The organism is Streptomyces sp. NPDC101776, from assembly GCF_044766845.1.
Taxonomy (GTDB): domain Bacteria; phylum Actinomycetota; class Actinomycetes; order Streptomycetales; family Streptomycetaceae; genus Streptomyces.
In genome coordinates this window covers 1-16,916 of sequence record NZ_JBIWMV010000041.1, presented here as the reverse complement: position 1 = coordinate 16,916, position 16,916 = coordinate 1, and the positions used below count along the sequence as shown (strand labels likewise).

The window sequence follows — 16,916 nt, the reverse complement described above, 5'->3', positions numbered from 1 at the left end:
GATGGTTCATACGACGGCCTCGCTCATGCGGTGACCTCCAGCCGCAGCCCGTCCAGATGGAGTCGGCCCCGCACGGTGTCAACGGTGGTGGACCCCTCGGCTGGCATGAGGGTGAGCCGTACCCCGTGGGCGGAGCCGGCAGCGGCGGTGACCCGGCGGCTGGCGGGGACGCGGGCGGCGAGCGCCACGTCCAGCAAGGCCAGCAGGGCGCGTGTCTCGGGCTCGTCGAGCGTGCGGCCGTAGACACCCTCCGACGCGAGGGCGTTCGCAGCACCCCGGCGCTCGGCCTGTTCCTTGAGCTGCCCGGCGCGGAGCAGGGCCCGCCGGTCGTCGTCGCGTTCGATGCGGCCGGGGCCGTGCAGGGCGGGGGTGCGGCCGGACTGCACCAGAGTGCGGGCCAGCTCGACCGGTTCGGCCTCCCACCAGGACGTGCGCCCCGGGATCAGCTCAGGATCGGAGTACGGGACGGCGATGTGACGCGGTGCCCCGAGCGCGAAGACCGCCTGGAACAGGGCGTGCGCGTCCTCGTCGCTCTCGCAGGACGTGAACCACTGCGCGAGATGGCGCAGTTGGCTCTCCCGGCTCACCCCGCCACGGCGCGCCTCAGTGACGCGGCGCAGCAGCGCCAGGACGGAGCGGATCGCCGTGACGGTGGCGTCCTGCAGCCGCTCGGTCTCGCTGTGCTCGCGCTCCGCGAACCAGTGCACGATGCCGTGCCACCGGTGCCGCCAGTCCGCCAGGCGCTCGGCGGGGCTGCGGAAGAGCCGCTCGTCGGCCTCGGCCGCATACTCGATCATGCGGTCCACACCCGTGGACGCCGCCTTCTCGACCGCCTCGGCGAGCAGCGGGGCGTAGCGCACGAGCTCGGCGGTGAACTCCCGCATGTGGGCGAGGAGCGTGTCCTTGTGGGCGAGAAACACCTCGGGCCGGGTGTCGTTGGTGCGCGCTAGGTCGCCCAGCATGAGATAGAAACGGGCCGCGCGCTGCGCCATCTCGTTCAGCGCCGAATCGAGACGGCCGAGCTTGCGGTACACCTCCTCGCCGTCGCCCGCGGTGTTGGCCTCGGCCAGCGCGCGCAGGTCGCCGAGGATGTCGGGGAAGACGAGGCGGGAGAGCTGAGCGTCCTCCAGGCTCGCGCCGAGCACGTCCTCCACCGCCCGGTAAGCCCGGTATCCGGCCTGCGTGAACTGGTACACGTAGTGGCGGTTGCGGTACTCGGCCAGGTTCGCGGCGCGCGTCCCGTCGTACGACCGGTCCAGGACCTGCCACTCCGCGAGCGCGTCGAGCAGCGGCTGAACACCGGCCGACCCGCCCACCGCGCCCGCGCCGGGATGGTCGGCGGCGAGCCGCTCCAACTGCCCCACCGCGTCCGAGGCGTGCAGCAGCACCTGGTAGTTGGCGCGTCCGCGATCGAAGGCCCGCAGCAGCCACAGGTACTCGTGACGCTTCTCGGCGGCGGCGAAGTGGAACAGCCGCAGCCGGTCATCGAGCGAGAACGCGTCGATACCGAACGCGGCCTCGTCGGCAAGGTCCAGGGCCTCGGCAGCCGGTGTGCCGGGCGCCGGAACGTGGAGCTTCCGGGCGTCGGGCTCGTCACTCACGGAACTACGGATTTCCCTTCTCCAGGTCTTCCAGCCTTCTCCCCCGGTTTCGGCTGGTGCGCGTCCGTCCGGACACCGCCGGATCGGCACCAGTCTGCCGCAACCGGGCGGGTGCGGGTGAGCTGCTCCCCGGCCCATGCCACTTGTGCTACCTTGCGCCCGCATCACGCCTCAACCGGGCGGTCAACTCAGCGGAGCATCGCCGTGCACGCCCCGAGCCACCCCGTCCCCGCGCGTGAAGACGACCGATCCGCAGCGGCCCAGACGCCTAGTATGCGGTCGCGAGCCGGGCGTACGTCTTCACCCTCAGGTCCGCAGAGCGGAAAGCGGTGGGGGTAGCGGAGCAAAGCCCACTCCGGTGGCAGCCCCGCCCCGTGGTCACGGTACGAGGGTGTCGAGATCGATATCGAGGGGGAAGGGTGCAGACACCTTCAACCGACCTCGGTGGATGCCTGTAGGAACATAGGTACTGGTCATGACATCGAGTTCGTACGTGTGGATGGTGGGGGCACCCGCCTCGTCCTCGATACGCCAGAAGTGCACGATCTTGGCCTGACCATACTTGAAGGGTTTCAAAGACCGGTCACGGTCCGCTGACTCCTCAGAAACGACCTCGACAACCAGAGCAACATCCTCGGGCGCGTACCAGGTGCGGTCAGGATCATATGCGGCGGTCGAGACCAGGATGTCGGGCTCGGGCCGACTCTTCCTGTCCAGACGGACCGTCATCTCCCGCTCCGCCTCAAAGCCCGCAGGAGCCGCCTGCCGCAAAGCGAACGTGAGATTCTCCACGAGCCGGGAGTGCCAGGACCTCTGCGGCGACATCATGAAGATCAACGCTCCGTCGATGAGTTCGGTATGCCGCGGCGCCTGCGGAAGATGATCAAGGTCCTCCGCCTCCCAGCCACTCGGCCTGGGCGGGATCATCCAGTCAGGAAGTCCGGCGGTCACAGCTGCCTCCAAGCGCCTTCGAAGGTGGTCAAGGGGCCTTGATCCCGGAAAACGGACACGGGCCACGCGATCCCTCACAGCCTAGTAGACGCAGCCACACACCGAACTCCCACGAGTCTGCCGCCAACCTGACCCCTAAGGCGGTGTTCTACGTGGTGATCGCTCGTCGGTCCGTTCATGGGGCGGGGTACATGGAGTTGGATAGTTCCGGACGGCTTGTGGGAGCTCGCCAGGCCGTCGATTCCGCAGGACCGGGCGAGACCGCAGGGCGGCGGAACACCGAATACGCCTGATGAGACGCTGTTCGCGGCGATCATCTACGTACCGGTCAGCGGGTGCGCCTTGCCGCCATGCTTCGGCATATCGAAGGCATCTGCTGCTGCAGGCGGTCGAGCTGCACCGGCAGTCCCGCAACCGCACCACCACCGACGGGCAGCTGCCCCTGGGCGGCGAACTGGCCACCGCGACTCCCAGCGGACTGCCGGAGATGACCAGCCGCGACAGGCTGGGCGCCGAACTCGACACCCTCTCCATCGACGTGAGCCAGCACCTGATGGAGCACCACCACCGGCCGCTGCGCGAGCTCGGCGCGACCGACGCCGCCCACCTGCGCGCGGATCTGCGCGGCCGTGCGGGCCGGGTTCTCCCGCTTGAGCGCGGCCGCCAGGTCCAGCACCTCCGGCGGTGTCCGGGGAACGGCCTTGCGTGGCTCGGGGACCAGCGCCGCGAACCCGCCGCTGCGGTAGTGGCGGGCCCACCGGTCGATCGTGCCCCGCGAGAGCCGTACTTGCGTGCCGAACGGGTCCGTGTGCTCCTTTGCAGCCAACTCCCGTGCCAGACGGCCGCGTTCGCGGGTCGTCAGGGCCGGGTCGAGCAGGTCCTGGATCAGGGCATAGTGGAACAGGCCGACCTGCCGGGCCCTCTCCGCCCGGCGGCGGTCCTCGTCCTCATTCGATGCCATGCGCGCGTCTCACCTCGCATCTCGAACCGTCTCCGTCTCCTCGCGGACGGACACGATCAAGACTCACCTCACCTCCGATCGCCGCCCAGGGGCGGCCCGTGTTGATCAACTAGCAGGAAGAGGGCAGGCTGGATCTGCTGGAGGGCCCGGGTGAACACGCCGTCCAGCGCATAGCGGCGAAAGCGGGTGTAGACCGTCTGCCACGGTCCGTAGCGATCCGGCAGGTCACGCCAGGAATCCCGGTCCGGATCTTGTAGACCATCCCGTTGACGACCTGCCGATCCTCCACACGCGGCCGACCTGTCGCGGCCCGCGGTATGAGTGGAGCGAGTAACTCCCACTCCTGATCGGTGAGTTCATGGCGGCGTATCACCCCACCATGATCCACCATCCGGCGATCTTTGAAGACGGACCCTAGTACTCCAGTACGGCTTCGTGATCCACGGCTGGAGGGTGCGGCAAGTCGTCACGGCGACGTTTCCCTGGTGCCGCAGACGCTGTCGGATGCTGCTCGCATCGACGGTTGTGTTGGCCTGCCGTTGATTGTGTGTCCCGGGTATCGGAGAACTCCCTGCATGACCGCAGGAGTTGAGGAACCCTAGGTGCCTGTGACTGAAAATTCGAGCGAAACGGCTCCGGACAGTGAGGTCAGGGCGCTCCTTCGGGTCTTGGACGGGCAGCGCCGCCACGTTCTCGGCATCCTTGACGGGCTCGACGCCGAGGCGCTGCGACGGCCGGTGCTGCCATCCGGATGGCACTGCCTGGGGATGGTCCAGCACCTCGCGCTGGACGTTGAGCGTTTCTGGTTCCGTGCGGTTGTCGCCGGAGACAAGGAGATCATCCACGGCCTGACGAGCGGCGACGAAGCTTGGAACGTGGCGCCGGAAGCGCGGGCCGACGGCGTGCTCGACGGATACCGGCGTGAGGCAGAGCTCTCCGACGCCATCATCACCGCCACCCCTGCTGACGCCGTCCTGGCCTGGTGGCCTCACGACCTGTTCGGCGAACCGCATCTGCACACCCTGCGCGACGTCCTGTTGCACGTCATCGCCGAGACGGCATGCCATGCCGGCCACCTCGATGCGGCACGAGAGCTCATCGACGGCCGGCGCTGGTTGGTCCTGACCTAGCACTGCGGTCCGGCTTCATGATCTCGTGTCAGGGTCGGCCGGGAACGGGTACGACCACCGCGTGATCATCGGGGGTTGTGTGGACTCTTGAAGATCGTGCGATGGCTGCGGGCCACGGCGTGGACCCTGCCCGCTGGCGGGCGATGTTCGACCAGGTCATGGCCCGGATCGCCGGCCGGTTCGGGCGAGTTGAGCCCCGGGCCGTGGCCCGCGCCTACCTGCTCGGGCTTCTGTCCGGCGCCGAGCGGAGGAACTGCTGGCAACTGGCCGAACGTGCGGGCCATGCCCGACCCGGGCCGATGCAGCGCCTGCTGCGCTACGCCCGCTGGGATGCAGATGCGGTCCGCGACGACCTGCGGGCCTACGTCGCCGACCATCTCGGCGCCGACGACGCCGTTCTTGTAGTCGACGAGACCGGTTTTGTGAAGAAGGGCCACTCCTCGGCAGGGGTACAACGGCAGTACACCGGTACCGCAGGGGCCCGTATTTCAATAAGTGTTCGATAGCGGGGGTGTTGGTGGGAGTCTGGGATATGGCCCCGTGTCTGTCAGGCCGCGCTGCCACCCGTGCTCTGCGGACTAAGTTCGAGCAGATCCTGCCGCACTTCGATGAGCGTCGCCGTCGGTTGTACCTGGCCAGTGAGGCGATGGCTCTCGGCCGCGGCGGGATCGTCCGGGTCGCCTCCGCTTCCGGCACCAGCACTGCAACCATCGCGCGAGGTATCGCCCCGAGTTGGCCGGTTGTTCCTCGCCGACCCGACGGGTTCGGGCTCCAGGCGCCGGCCGCAAGCAGCTGAAAGACACCGACTCCGGTCTGCTGCCCGCGCTGGAGTCGCTGATCGAGCCACACACCCGAAGCGACCCCGTCTCCCCGCTGCGGTGGACCACGTTGTCGTTACGGGCCCTGGCCTCGGCCCTCACTGCGCAGGGCCATCCGATCAGCGCTTCAACTGTCGGACACCTGCTGCACACCCTGGGCTACAGCCTGCAGGGAACCGCGAAGACGACAGAGGGCATCAGCCATCCGGACCGCGATGCCCAGTTCGCCCACCTCAATGCCACCGCTACCGAGTTCCTCAACGACGCCCAGCCGATGATCAGTGTCGACACCAAGGCCAAGGAATGGCTCGGCAACCGTGACCGGCCCGGTCGCATTTGGCGGCCGGGCAAGAACGCGATCAAGGTGGACTGCCACACGTTCACCACCAACGACCAGCCCATGGCGATCCCCTACGGGATCTACGACATCGCCAACAACACCGGCTGGGTCAATGTCGGAACCGACCACGACACCGCCCAGTTCGCGGTGGTGAGGGGCCTCGCGTTTTCCGGACAGGCACCTGGCCTTCGACGGCCGCCTCACCGCAGGCCAACTCTAGCCACGCCATATGATCAAGCAGCTCGGACAAGACGTTGAGCATGAAAGTATTGTCCTTGCATGGCCGTGGATTGAGCGGGCCGGCATGGAAGCCTGCCTCCGCAAGGGTGGGGAACGGCGAGTCTGGCATGCCTGCTGTGAGGCCAGTGACAGTGGTCGGACACGGATGGTGTCCGTTCGAGAAGAAGAGGTTCGCATGACGGTTGTCTCGATCAGGAAACTCGGTGACCCGGTTCTGCGGGAGCCTGCCAAGCCGGTGACCGACTTCGATGCTGAGCTGCACACCTTAGTCGGCGATCTGCGCGAGACGCTGAGCGACAGCAGAGGGGCCGGGCTCGCCGCGCCCCAGCTCGGTGTCGGGCTCCGGGTGTTCGTCTTGAGCCCCAAGCTGTTCGACGGTCGCAGCGATCTGGACCATCTGGTCAATCCCGTCCTGGACTTCCCGGACATGGAGGAACAGGATGGTATGGAGGGATGCCTGTCCATACCTGGCGTCTTCCTTGACACCAAGCGTCGGATGAACGTCGTGGCGAAAGGCTTCACCATGAAGGGCGACCCGGTCCAGGTCGTCGGGGACGGGATCCTGGCCCGCTGCATCCAGCACGAGACCGATCACCTGGACGGTGTGCTGTTTATCGACAGGCTGACCCCTGAGCAACAGGAGCGGTGGATTGCCACTCTGCGCGCGGCCGACTGGTTCGACGAGAGTCTCATGACAAAGGTCAAAAACTCACCGCACCAGTAGCGTGCGGCCGACTGTGCGGAAGCGGCTCTGTACCCCCAGCCGATCCAGCAGGATGGAGATGGTCCGGCTCAGTGTCCGCGGGGAGATGCTGAGGTGACGGGCGATGGCGTCGTCCCTCGCCCCCATCGCGAGCATCCGGATGATCGCGTGTTCCTGTGCGGTCAGCGAGAGTTGCCCGTCGAGCGCGCTCCTGTCGGATATTTCGTCCAGCTTCGAGGCGCCGTGCCAGTGGAAGTAGAGGATGGCTTTCAGCGCGCGTGCGACCTCGCTGCTGCGGATCGTGAACGCGCCCTTGGAGGTGTCGTGGGGATCGATCGGCAGCACCGCCAGGTCCTCGTCCAGCAGGATTAAACGAATCGGTAGGTAGGGCGAGAGCCGGATGTCCGCTCCCTGGTGGGCGGCCTCGGCCAGGTACTCCCTGACGTAGTCGATGGAGGCGACGTGCCTGGGGTACAGCGCTTTGATCTGCACGCCTCGAGAGATCACCTCCACGTCACGCAGGATCATCTCGTCGACCAGTTCCTGCGGTGGGGCCCCGCCAGGATGCATGACCAGTTGGCGCCTCCGGACTCCGCCCACCTGGCGCTCGATGAAGTTATTGACCTCAGCGCCGGAGAGCAGTAGCTCGACATGCGCAGCGCCGGCCGACTCGCCCTGCATCGGGAAGCCTCGCATCAGCGTCCTGATCTGGTCACGACTGCTCACCAGTTGGCGCTGACTCTCCTCGACGATCTGCTGCTCGGCCGCGAGGAGCCGGGCCAGTGCCTCCTCGGGGCGGGCACAAACGTATCCCGACGTCGTCGTCGGCATGGGGATGAGTAACCCTATATCCGTTAGCCGGGCCACTGCCCGCTCCACCTGGACAGGCTCGGCCCCGACCTCGGGGCCGACCGCGGCGGAATCCCAGTCCACCCGCCGGTTCGCCGTCCAATACAACAACCGCGCCAGGCCGTCGATCTCTTGGTCGCTCTCTTCCTCGTTCTTCAGCCGAATCATTTTTCTGTATTCCTGGTGAGGGGTTTTGAATTCTGCAACGGGATTCAACAGGCCCCGCATTATTCTTGACGACTCATCATGTGCGGAGGCCTCTTTGAACGGTGTGTGGATCTTGTCAGGGGGGCGATCGAGGTGATGTCGAGGAGTGGTGGATCCGGTCCGTCACCCGCCTTCGAGAAGCCCGGGGAGGTCGGGACGAGAACACGCACGTCGTGGGCGGCGGCGAACTTCTCAGCGAAACCGGTAACCAACTCCGGGCTGGCCCCGCCGTGCAGCGGCATAGTTGGGGGTTGGGGCGCGGGCAGGGCGGAGGCGGGGTAGGGCGGTGTTCCTGTACGGCGGTGTCTGCCCTGCTGTGTCGCGGCCTTTCCCCGGCTGCTGCCGCTGGTCACGACGACGGTGACGCCGACGATGATCAGCAGGAGTCCGGGTACGGTCGCGGGTTTGATGCCCTGCTCCATGAACCACCATGCGGCGAGCGCCGCGACCGGGGTCTCCAGCAGGAGCAGGACGCTCATGGTCGTCGCCGATGTCCTGCCGAGGGCGAAGTTGAGTGAGCCGAGTCCCAGGATCTGGGGAAGGAGGAGCAGTCCGAGCAGTGACAGGTGGGTGGCTCTGTCGAAGCCGGTGAGCGGGATGTGGGCCAGCAGGCAGAGGGCGAGGAGTTCCAGGCCGCAGACCAGCGAGGTGAACGTCGAGTACAGCGGTGTGCTCACGTCCGCCCGCGACCGTTCGCTCAGAGCGGTGTAGCCGGCTTGGGCGACGGCTCCGACGAGGGCGAGCAGGTCGCCGAGGAGCGCCGTACCGCCGGACCTGATGTCGAGACCGCCCGCCGCGGCCGCGCCCAGCACGGAGAGTGCGAGTCCCGCCCAGGTACGGCGGGGAGCCCGGACGCCCTGGCCCGCGGCGATGAGGGCCTGCCAGACGGGCTGGGTGGCGACGAGCGCCGTGGACATGGCGACCGAGGTCAGCCGGGTGCTCGTCATGAAGGCCGCGAAGTGGAGGGCGAGCGAGGTGGCCGCGAGGAAGCCGAAGACCAGGGGCCGCCACTGCTCCCGGCGCAGGATGCCGCGCTCGCCGCGAGCCACCCGCACCACCTCGCGGCGGCGCAGTAACAGCAGGAGAGGCCCGAGTACGGCGAAGCCGAGGCAGTTGCGCCAGAAGGCCATGGCGAGCGGCGAGGCGGAGGCGGCGGCGGTGAGCGGCGCGGTGGCCGAGACGGAGACCACGGTGACCGCCATCGCCGCTACGGTCAGCGGATCGAGTCGGGACTTCACGCGTTCGGACCGCCGTCCACGATCGACCGGGCGACGGCGGACACCCGGGCTCCGATGCGGTCGCGCGGGGAACACGGCGGCGGAACATGGGAGTTCACGCGGCGGTGCTCCGCCCCGCCCCTCCCACCGCGGCCGCGATCGAGGATTTCCGTGGCGCCCGGACCCGGCAGTGTTCCGTTGCGCACGCGCACGAACTGCCTCGTGGCCGCGGATATCGACATACCGCCGGCGCTTGCTGCGCCGGCGTCAGCCAGGTGAGAGGTGAGACCGTTGCCGTCGAACACGGCCAGCTGACGGTCGGCCGTATGTCCACTATTGATCACTGAGTACACGGTTTCTGTGCTGTGGGGGGTGAGGGACGACTCAAGGCTCCGGCGACGGTGGTGGGACCGGTCGATGACATGAGCCGGGGAGAACACCGGCCGTCCGAAGTCCCCTACTGGGCTGCGGCCGTTCGCCCGAGTGATGTCGCAGTACGCGCACAACCTGATGTGTGGCCTGCGTCAGCCGGTCAGAGGTGTACTGTTCCTGGCTCGGCAGATGCGCGCCCGGCACACGGCCGGGGCGGTGACGATGCGTTTCATGAGGGGCTCCTCGGTTCGCGGTACGGTCGGTCCCTACCGGCCGCTCTCCTCAGAGCCTCGTGCCGCGCCCGCCCCCGCCGCCTCGGCCCAACGGCCGGTTGAGCGCCTCCGCCTCGGTCGAAAGGACTAGCGAGGTTCGACGTCCGGGGCATAGGGGGCGGGCCTACGCGAGGGGCTTCCACCGTCGCGGGCGGATACTCAGCTCGCGGTGTCGTCGGTGCGGTTGCTCCGGTCGCCACGGAGGGCGGCGGTCAGCCGGTTGATGCTCTGGACCGCGAGTTCGGCGAGGTTCGAGCGGGCGACGACGGCGGTCGTCTCGCCGTGCCGTCGGACGCTGCGCAGGTCGCGCTGGACCTGGCGCGACAGTTGGTGCGACTCCCGCTGGGCGGTGGCGAGTCACTGCTCGGCGGCGGTGCGCAGCTGACGGTGCTCACGTCGGGTACGGGGAGTGCCGGTGCTGTCGGCAGAGGTCTCTGTGGGCATGCCGGTGCTCGATTCCGTGGTGGTGGGTTGCGTTGCCGCGACGGGGCGGACGCCGACGGTCTCCAAATAGGCTTCTACGGCGGGGAGTTCGGCGGTATCGAGTACGGCGGCGACATATCCGTCCGGGCGGACGAGCACCCACTGCTCGGCGGACAGTCCGTAGGCGCTCTGGACACGGTCGCCGCTGTCGCCTCGGGTGCCGATGGTGTGGATGTGCAGGCCGGATGCGCTGCCGGGACCGAGGTGCCGTCGACGTCATGGCCGAGCAAGGTCCAGTGGGGTCCTTGGTAGAGGCTGAACAGGCGGGTGGGGAGGCCGCCCGCGCCGGTGACGGGCGCGTCGGGCGCGCGGTCTCCGGCCAGTACGCCATTGTCGCGCTCGGGGGTGTGCAGCGACAGGGGCGAGTCGAGGTAGCCGAGGTCGAGTTGGCTGACCTCGCGGGCCCGGTGGATGTCACGGTTCTTGGCCGCTTCGAGTAGCTTCTCGGACAGGCCGAGGACGGCTTGGGCGATGGGCCGGCGTTCCTGCTCGTAGGTCTCCAGCAAGGATTCCGGGGCGCCGTCGAGCTTCCAGCCGAGGTTGTAGGCGTCCTGAACACTGGTGTTGAGGCCCTGCCCACCAGTCGGCGGGTGGCAGTGCGCCGCGTCTCCGGTCAGGAACACGCGCCCCCGCCGGTACGAGTCGGCCAAGCGGGCGTTCATCTGGAACGCGGAGGCCCAGGACACGGAGCGGATCACGACGTCGTCGCAGCCGGTGCGTTCGCGGAAGAAGGCGGTGAGCCCCTTGGCCGAGAGGTCCAGGTCGACGTCGAAGGGTACGGGGGCCTGGAGTTGGAACATGTCGGTGCCGTAGAGCGGGCACATCGAGACCTGCCCTGCGGTGTCCTCGCCCCACCGGTGCCAGGCGTCCGACGAGACACCATCGACGTACACATCGGCCACGATCGCCCGTACGCCTAAGGTCTTGCCGGGAAAACCGATGTCGAGAGCCTTCCGGACGAAACTCGAACCGCCGTCGGCGCCGATCAAGTAGGCGGCCCGTACAGCCTGTTCACCGCCCGGGGTGACGATCCGCGCGGTCACACCGTCGGCGTCCTGCTCGAAGCCGACGAGTTCGTGGCCGTGGTGCGGGGCGTGACCCAGCTCGGCCAGACGTTCGCGCAGCCTGCGCTCGGTGAGGAACTGCGGGCGGACGAGCAAGGGTATTTGGTACGGCTCCTCGGGCGTCGGTTCCGACATCTCCACGCCGACCTGGTCGATGGGACCGTCGGCGGTGTAGATGCGCTGGACGGGATACTCACCGCCGGAGGCGACGATCCGGTCGATCACGCCCAGGTCCTCGAACACCTCTTGGGTGCAGGGCTGGATGCCCTTGCCGCGGGAACCGACGAACGGCTGTGGCGCCTTGTCGATCAGCAGGAAGGCGATGTTCCTGCGGGCGAGGTCGAGGGCGAGGGTCAGACCGGCCGCGCCGGTGCCGCAGATGACGACGTCGGTGTCCGTGGTGTGGGACATGGCTCCGAGCTCCTTCGGTAATTCCGTTGATTCCAGTACGAGTTGCATAACGGTCCGGCCGGGGTCAGGGCACCAGGACGGTTCGTGCACCGGGAACCTCGGGCGCGTTCCAGGCGCTCTCGACATCGGCGAGGGGCACCGGAGCGGCGGTGACCGCGATGCCACCGTTCTCGATCTCGGCGACCAGGGACGGGAGTTGCTCCAGGTAGGCCCTGGTCGACACAGCGCCCTGGCCGTTGCCCTGGAGCCGGAAGTTCGCCGAACGCAGTGCCGCTGAAGGGAGTTCGATGGTCGGGCCGGCCATGGAGCCGATCTGAATCCAGTCCAGGGCGCGACTGCGGTCGGCCGGTCGCTTTCCAGAGGCCGTCAGCGCGCGCCTGAACGTGCACCAGGAGGGCAGACAGTCTGTCCGGATGGACCTTGTCGCACCCGTCGCGATGACTTAGAACGAGACGAAAGCTTCCTTGCTGCTGGAGAGGACTTGCGTGCACTACCTCGGACATGGACAGGCTCGCAGTAACGAACATCCGTCGACCGCATCGCGTGCCGGCACGCCGCGCGCAGGGCTGACGGGTGCCTGGCTGACGCACTTGCAACGTATCGCGGCCAAGGGAAGCGGGCCTGCCGACCAGGAGAGGGAGAACGCGGACCACGCCCAGGTGCAGCGCGCCGCGGTGGACAATGCCCTTCAGTCGCCGGCACGCCAGCTGGATCCCGGCTTGCAGACCGAGATGCAGGCGCGTTTCGACGGCGCCGACTTCAGCCGTGTAAGGGTGCATGACGGGCCTGCCGCGCGGGAGGCGGCGGCCATCGTCGAGGCCACGGCGTTCACTACCGGTCAGCACATCGTGGACGGCGGCGGGATGAGCCAGAAGGACTGGGCGCACGAGCTGGCACACACGCTCGACCAGGCGAAGGGGTCCGTCCCAGGCGTGGACAACGGCGCCGGTCTGAGCATCTCGGATCCGGGCGACTCCGGTGAACGGCACGCTGTCAACACGGCGGACCGGGTCATGCAAGGACCCGCGCCCATCCAGAGGATCGCCTCCGGGGAGCCGACCAACGACGTCGAACAGCACCGGCACAGCCATGTCTGCGGGCACGACGTGCAGCGTGTCGCGACTGGTGCCGTCGCGGTACAGCGCACCCGGCGGGCCACTCGGGAGGACATGGAGGTGTCCCGGTCCGCCTCGGCGCTGACACGGAACGCGCAGATGCTGCGGGCCCAGGGCAAGGACGACTTGGCCGCCAAGCTGGAGGACCAGCTGGAAAAATCGCTTCCTCTTCCCATGCAGGGGACGGTCGCGTTCGCGAACGACATGCTGGTCCAGCGGCGTCACGGCAGCCGATACAAGCTCTCCCTCGACCTTTCGACAATGCTGTACTCGACGTCACCGCACGAGGGTCGCAAGCAGTACGGGACCCCCGTGCTGGCGAACGGCAAGTACAATTTTGTGATCCCCGTCCGGAAGCCGGGCAAGATGATGGCGTCACAAGTCGGCACCGAGTACGAAGAGGGGCATTCCGCGCTCGCGAAGGCCAGTAAAGCCGGCGACGGGCACGTGTACTGGGCAGGTACGGCCGTGTTCACCGACGGCGTCCTGGAGAAGTGGACGAACGACAGCGGTCACTACAGGCCCACAGGCGATGATGCAGGCCAGGTGGCAGGCATCACGGGCGGTTTTCCGGTCGACAAATACAAGAACTTCGACGACCCGGGCGGGGCGGGCTGAAGTCCGCGCTGACGAAACGGCTGGACGGCGGCGGGTAGTCAGCGCCGTCCAGCCCTTATTGCTTTCCGCTCAGCCCCTGTCTTGGTCGTCGGCTGAAGGGGCTTCCCGATCGGCCGCCGTCCTCGGGGGACTCAGCAGACGGACAACGGCGGCGTTTCCCGCCAAGCGTTGCAGCGCGGCCATGCGCTCGAGGACGTTGGTCTCCGGTGCGGCCCGCGCCGGCTTGCGGCCCTCGCCCGGCCCGCCCGGTGACTGCACGTCGCCTGAGTCACCACCGTCATCGAGCCCATCTCCAACTGGCCTTGCGTCATGTGGCAGTTCACGCATCGCACACCTCGCACTCGTGTTGTGCCACGAGCGTGGAACTCACCTCGCAACATGGGTCGTCGCGGCGCCGTTCATCCTACGGCGGGAAGATTGCGCTGTGCCTCCAGGGGTTCACCAGTTTGCGTTCAGACCGTCTGTGACCGGCATCTGACCACGTTCGGTGCGGCGTCGAGCGATGAGTTCCGATATCTGTGCGAGGGCCTTTCTGATCATGCTCAGGGCCGTATCGGCGGCGTCTGCCAGGGTGGCGTGCGGCGCGGGCTGGATCGCCCGGTCGATGGCAGGCTCGCCGCGGTGCGGCTGGCGGCGATCGACTGATTCCTCGCTCCGTGCCTGGATGCCGGTACGGGGATGACGTCGGGCCCGGCGGTCGCAGTGCTCCTGTACGACCGCGGACAACAGGGCGCTACGTCTGGCGGGGGCCGACCAATTCCCTGTACAGGGCTTCTCGTTCCTTGCTGCCGTCCTCGGTCTTCCCGAGTTTCTGCACCCACTCCTGGTTGAGTTCGTCGAGGAACGTGCGCCAGTCGCCGTCGTTCCGCTTCTGCGTGAAGTCGGAGAGTTCGACCAGGCGGGAGTTTTCCTTGAGCTTGCCCGCGCCGACCTTGTCGCCCTTGTGACCGTGCAGGACGGACTCGTCGTTGGCGGTGGCCTCGCTGGAGGTGGCCTTGTGCTCGTAGCCGACCGGGCTCGTGGCGCCCGGGGCGAGAGTCTCGATACCGACCAGGAGGGAACCCTTCGTCTTCGCAGTCGGCTGCTGGAATACCAGCAGCATGTGACCCCAGGACCCGTTGGGCAGGATCACGTCGCCGTTCCAGTCGGCGCCGCCGAGACCGCCGCCCGAGATGTCCATGCCCATGAGCAGCGGTGGGCTCGAGCCCGCTTTGGAGAGGAAGTTCTTCACGGCGGCAGGGAGTTCGCCCTCTTCCTGAAACTTTCCGGGCTTCCCGTCCTTGTCCTCGGTGATCTTCGTACGGTGAGTTGCGAAGCCGCGGTGGGACACCGAGGGGCCGAGCCGGCGGGCCGTATCCTGGCCTTCCGAGTCCGGAGTGTGCGGGACCGGCTGGGTGGCGCCCAGGAAGTCCGTAAGGTCGTACGGCGACTGACCGTCGGTCAGGGCGGGGATGTCGATGACGACTCGGCCGCCGTGGGCCAACGCCCGGATGACGTCCTGCCCGTGGTCGTCCACGTGGGCCTTCTGGCCGGCGTCGTAGAGCTTCAGACCGTTGCGGAGGATCAGCAGCACCTTGGTGAGCATCTCCCGAGCGTCCTTGTCCTTGGGCGCCCAGGCCCGGGTGGAGTCCTTGTCCGCGTCCGGGTGACGCCGCTCGGCAGGGATACCGGCCGGGTGAAGGGTGTCCACGGCCGTCTGCCGGATCTGTTCGTACGCCTCCCGTTTCATCTCCTCCTTCACGTCGTCGGGGATGTTGGGGGACTTGGTCGTCATGAACCTGCCCAGCGTGTAGTCCGGGTGGCTCGGGGGAGCCGTCATCGCCTCGACCATGTGCGGATGCTGCTTCTTGAAGGCCAGCGTGGCGGTGAGCACGCGTTTCCCGGAGGAAAGCTTCATCCAGTTGTCGAACCGGCCTCCGACGTATTTCTCGGCCTCCTGGTACGTGCCGATGCCGACCCTTTCGAGCCACTTCGGGTTGAGCTCGGACAGGTGCTGGATGTCCGCCAGCTCCTGGTCGGTGAACGGCTCACCGAGCTTCACTCGCCGGTCCAGGGTGCGGCGCAGCTTGGGCTCCCCCTCGACCATCCACTCCTCGGGCCACCAGGTGTTGGGGGCGAGCCAGCCGATCTTGATCTTCTGTAGGACCGTGTGGTCGGGGATGGACTTCATCAGGCGCCGGATCTGCTGCGCGCCGTGTTTGTCGCCGCTGCCGACCTCTGGCGCGGGCGCCTCCTGCTCCCGGACGGACTCCGCCGGGGCTTCGGCGCCGACACGCTGGACCGTCACTCCGGCCCCGCCGCGGTCGTGGTCGACGGCCCGCGTCTGCTGACTAGCGCCCTCGTGATGCTGTCCCGCACCCGCGTCCCCCGACGCCACCCGCTGCAAGTGGGTCAACCAGGCGCCGGTGAGTGGGGCGGGCGGCTGGGTGGTCCGGGACGGCCCGCCCCGTAACTGACCGGTCTCCGGGCTGCGCTGCCGCTGGTAAGGGTGCACGCGGATTCCTCCTCGCTGGCCGGGGCGGTTCCCGGTCGGCTCCGTTCTACGCCGCGCCGCCGCCGCGCCGGAAGGTCCGCTCGGGCAGATTCCGTTGCCCCCACCCACCACGTGACAGCGTCGTACGACTGCGCACGCCCATGGCTCGCGGTTCCTCGCCCTCGACTGCGTCGGGGCCCGTCCCGCCGCGGCTTCGTGTGGCTCTCCCCCACGCTCGAAGGAGTTGGGCGACGGCTGCGTTGCTCGTCGAGCGCTGGAGATGGACGAGCTGAACGTCCATCCCGCCGACCGGGCCCTGTCACTGCCCGCCGGTCGGCACTCCCATGGCCTGCGCCGACTCGCGGTGACCGAAAGGGTGCGCGGTTCGTACGACCAGGCCAAGGCGGCGATCGAGAGGCGGCGCGGGAGGATCCTGGGCAAACGCCAGGCCGAAGACCTCGTCATCGCCTTTGCCGGAACAACGGTGACATCCGCGCTCAACGACACACGACACTACGACTCAGGCTCTGGTCCACTTCGTGTGGTTGCGTACGCAGGGTGACTGTCGATCTTCGCGTGATGGCGGTTGACTTCGCCCGAAAATCGCTCGGCCGGATGGTGGTGTGGTCGACAGTCCTTCGCCGTGAACGAAGTGCTGCCACAGTTGGACGAGCTGCTGTTCCCCTCGGTCGAGGGCGTGTTGGTGGAATCGGTCGAGGTGACCGACACGGCCGTCAGGGTCGAGGTCCGTACGACCGCAGGGCGGGCGGTCTGTCCGGGGTGTGGATGCTGGTCGGGGCGAATACACGGCTCCTACCTGCGGTTCCCTCGCGATCTGCCGACAGCGGGCAAGTTCGTCGTGGTGTCGCTGCGGGTGCGGCGGTTCGTCTGCGAGGAGAAGTCCTGCGAGCGCAAGACCTTCGCCGAGCAAGTCCCCGGCCTCACCCGCAGGTTCGGGCAACGGACCGAGCGGCTGCGGTCGACACTTGTGTCGGTCTGAAGTTCCCCCCGCGAACTGGACAGCGGGTGTTTACGCTGCCGGGACGAAGCTCTGCCTGAGCAAGGATCTCGTTTCGAGCGGGGTGACGTAC

Annotated in this window: 12 protein-coding genes and 7 pseudogenes; 10 read left to right on the top strand and 9 right to left on the bottom strand. The window is 67.8% G+C overall.

Features of this window, described 5'->3' with window-relative positions:
• Nucleotides 1-23 precede the first annotated feature (23 nt).
• Nucleotides 24-1,601, bottom strand: coding sequence for a TIGR02677 family protein (locus ACIRRY_RS50540; RefSeq protein WP_403987512.1), 1,578 nt, complete (start codon nucleotides 1,599-1,601; stop codon nucleotides 24-26).
• A 378-nt stretch (nucleotides 1,602-1,979) separates the two neighbouring features.
• Nucleotides 1,980-2,552, bottom strand: a complete 573-nt coding sequence (locus ACIRRY_RS50535) for a Uma2 family endonuclease (RefSeq protein WP_403607082.1) — start codon at nucleotides 2,550-2,552, stop codon at nucleotides 1,980-1,982.
• Nucleotides 2,553-2,729: 177 nt separating this feature from the next.
• Here ACIRRY_RS50535 and ACIRRY_RS50530 point away from each other — a divergent pair.
• Together ACIRRY_RS50530 and ACIRRY_RS50525 are read left to right on the top strand one after the other, a co-directional pair.
• Nucleotides 2,730-2,930 (top strand): annotated as a pseudogene (locus tag ACIRRY_RS50530) (IS5/IS1182 family transposase); the annotation flags it as partial.
• Nucleotides 2,917-3,168, top strand: a pseudogene (locus ACIRRY_RS50525) (hypothetical protein); the annotation flags it as partial. The pseudogenes ACIRRY_RS50530 and ACIRRY_RS50525, both read left to right, overlap by 14 nt.
• Nucleotides 3,169-3,312: 144 nt before the next feature.
• On the opposite strand, the pseudogene ACIRRY_RS50520 reads toward ACIRRY_RS50525, so the two are convergent.
• Nucleotides 3,313-3,513, bottom strand: a pseudogene (locus ACIRRY_RS50520) (transposase); the annotation flags it as partial.
• 68 nt (nucleotides 3,514-3,581) lie between these two features.
• A pseudogene (locus ACIRRY_RS50515) lies at nucleotides 3,582-3,904 on the bottom strand (transposase).
• A 211-nt stretch (nucleotides 3,905-4,115) separates the two neighbouring features.
• Between ACIRRY_RS50515 and ACIRRY_RS50510 the strand changes: the two are divergent.
• The 4 genes and pseudogenes from ACIRRY_RS50510 to def all read left to right on the top strand — a co-directional run bounded on the left by ACIRRY_RS50510 (nucleotide 4,116) and on the right by def (nucleotide 6,765).
• A complete protein-coding gene (locus ACIRRY_RS50510; protein ID WP_403987509.1) occupies nucleotides 4,116-4,643 on the top strand; it encodes a DinB family protein in 528 nt (175 codons plus the stop codon).
• 158 nt (nucleotides 4,644-4,801) lie between these two features.
• Nucleotides 4,802-5,122: pseudogene (locus tag ACIRRY_RS50505) on the top strand (transposase); the annotation flags it as partial.
• A gap of 53 nt (nucleotides 5,123-5,175) precedes the next feature.
• Nucleotides 5,176-5,951: pseudogene (locus tag ACIRRY_RS50500) on the top strand (ISAzo13 family transposase); the annotation flags it as partial.
• 79 nt (nucleotides 5,952-6,030) lie between these two features.
• Nucleotides 6,031-6,765, top strand: a complete 735-nt coding sequence (gene def, locus ACIRRY_RS50495; RefSeq protein ID WP_403987506.1) for a peptide deformylase — start codon at nucleotides 6,031-6,033, stop codon at nucleotides 6,763-6,765.
• Here def and ACIRRY_RS50490 read toward each other — a convergent pair.
• Nucleotides 6,751-7,761: a LuxR C-terminal-related transcriptional regulator gene (locus tag ACIRRY_RS50490; protein WP_403987502.1), complete on the bottom strand. Its 1,011-nt coding sequence runs from the start codon at nucleotides 7,759-7,761 to the stop codon at nucleotides 6,751-6,753. The two genes, def and ACIRRY_RS50490, sit on opposite strands and share 15 nt — an antisense overlap.
• Nucleotides 7,762-7,820: 59 nt before the next feature.
• Nucleotides 7,821-9,038: a DMT family transporter gene (locus tag ACIRRY_RS50485; RefSeq protein ID WP_403987500.1), complete on the bottom strand. Its 1,218-nt coding sequence runs from the start codon at nucleotides 9,036-9,038 to the stop codon at nucleotides 7,821-7,823.
• Nucleotides 9,039-9,884: 846 nt separating this feature from the next.
• On the opposite strand from ACIRRY_RS50485, the gene ACIRRY_RS50480 reads away from it, so the two are divergent.
• Nucleotides 9,885-10,046 carry a hypothetical protein gene (locus ACIRRY_RS50480; RefSeq protein WP_403987497.1) on the top strand — a complete coding sequence of 54 codons (162 nt, stop codon included), beginning with the start codon at nucleotides 9,885-9,887 and terminating at the stop codon, nucleotides 10,044-10,046.
• 133 nt (nucleotides 10,047-10,179) lie between these two features.
• Here ACIRRY_RS50480 and ACIRRY_RS50475 read toward each other — a convergent pair whose 3' ends face one another.
• Together ACIRRY_RS50475 and ACIRRY_RS50470 are read right to left on the bottom strand one after the other, a co-directional pair.
• The gene (locus ACIRRY_RS50475; protein WP_403987494.1) at nucleotides 10,180-11,619 is read right to left on the bottom strand and encodes an FAD-dependent oxidoreductase; all 1,440 of its coding nucleotides are present in this window, start codon (nucleotides 11,617-11,619) and stop codon (nucleotides 10,180-10,182) included.
• Between the two features lie 64 nt (nucleotides 11,620-11,683).
• A complete protein-coding gene (locus ACIRRY_RS50470; RefSeq protein WP_403987491.1) occupies nucleotides 11,684-11,923 on the bottom strand; it encodes a hypothetical protein in 240 nt (79 codons plus the stop codon).
• Nucleotides 11,924-12,104: 181 nt separating this feature from the next.
• On the opposite strand from ACIRRY_RS50470, the gene ACIRRY_RS50465 reads away from it, so the two are divergent.
• Nucleotides 12,105-13,352 carry a DUF4157 domain-containing protein gene (locus ACIRRY_RS50465; protein ID WP_403987487.1) on the top strand — a complete coding sequence of 416 codons (1,248 nt, stop codon included), beginning with the start codon at nucleotides 12,105-12,107 and terminating at the stop codon, nucleotides 13,350-13,352.
• Nucleotides 13,353-14,085: 733 nt separating this feature from the next.
• Here ACIRRY_RS50465 and ACIRRY_RS50460 read toward each other — a convergent pair.
• On the bottom strand, nucleotides 14,086-15,846 hold the full coding sequence (locus ACIRRY_RS50460; RefSeq protein WP_403987484.1) for a PE-PGRS family protein: 1,761 nt from the start codon (nucleotides 15,844-15,846) through the stop codon (nucleotides 14,086-14,088).
• A 271-nt stretch (nucleotides 15,847-16,117) separates the two neighbouring features.
• Between ACIRRY_RS50460 and ACIRRY_RS50455 the strand changes: the two are divergent.
• Together ACIRRY_RS50455 and ACIRRY_RS50450 are read left to right on the top strand one after the other, a co-directional pair.
• Nucleotides 16,118-16,291 (top strand): annotated as a pseudogene (locus ACIRRY_RS50455) (ISKra4 family transposase); the annotation flags it as partial.
• A 177-nt stretch (nucleotides 16,292-16,468) separates the two neighbouring features.
• Complete coding sequence (locus ACIRRY_RS50450; protein ID WP_403987481.1) at nucleotides 16,469-16,825, top strand: transposase family protein; 357 nt, start codon at nucleotides 16,469-16,471, stop codon at nucleotides 16,823-16,825.
• Nucleotides 16,826-16,916: the final 91 nt, after the last annotated feature.

Excerpts from the sequence above, each read along its gene's own strand:
- def (WP_403987506.1), top strand. The coding sequence starts at position 6,031 with ATGATCAAGCAGCTCGGACAAGACGTTGAGCATGAAAGTATTGTCCTT.
- ACIRRY_RS50490 (WP_403987502.1), bottom strand. The coding sequence starts at position 7,761 with ATGATTCGGCTGAAGAACGAGGAAGAGAGCGACCAAGAGATCGACGGC.
- ACIRRY_RS50480 (WP_403987497.1), top strand. The coding sequence starts at position 9,885 with ATGCTCTGGACCGCGAGTTCGGCGAGGTTCGAGCGGGCGACGACGGCG.
- ACIRRY_RS50475 (WP_403987494.1), bottom strand. The coding sequence starts at position 11,619 with ATGTCCCACACCACGGACACCGACGTCGTCATCTGCGGCACCGGCGCG.
- ACIRRY_RS50470 (WP_403987491.1), bottom strand. The coding sequence starts at position 11,923 with ATGGCCGGCCCGACCATCGAACTCCCTTCAGCGGCACTGCGTTCGGCG.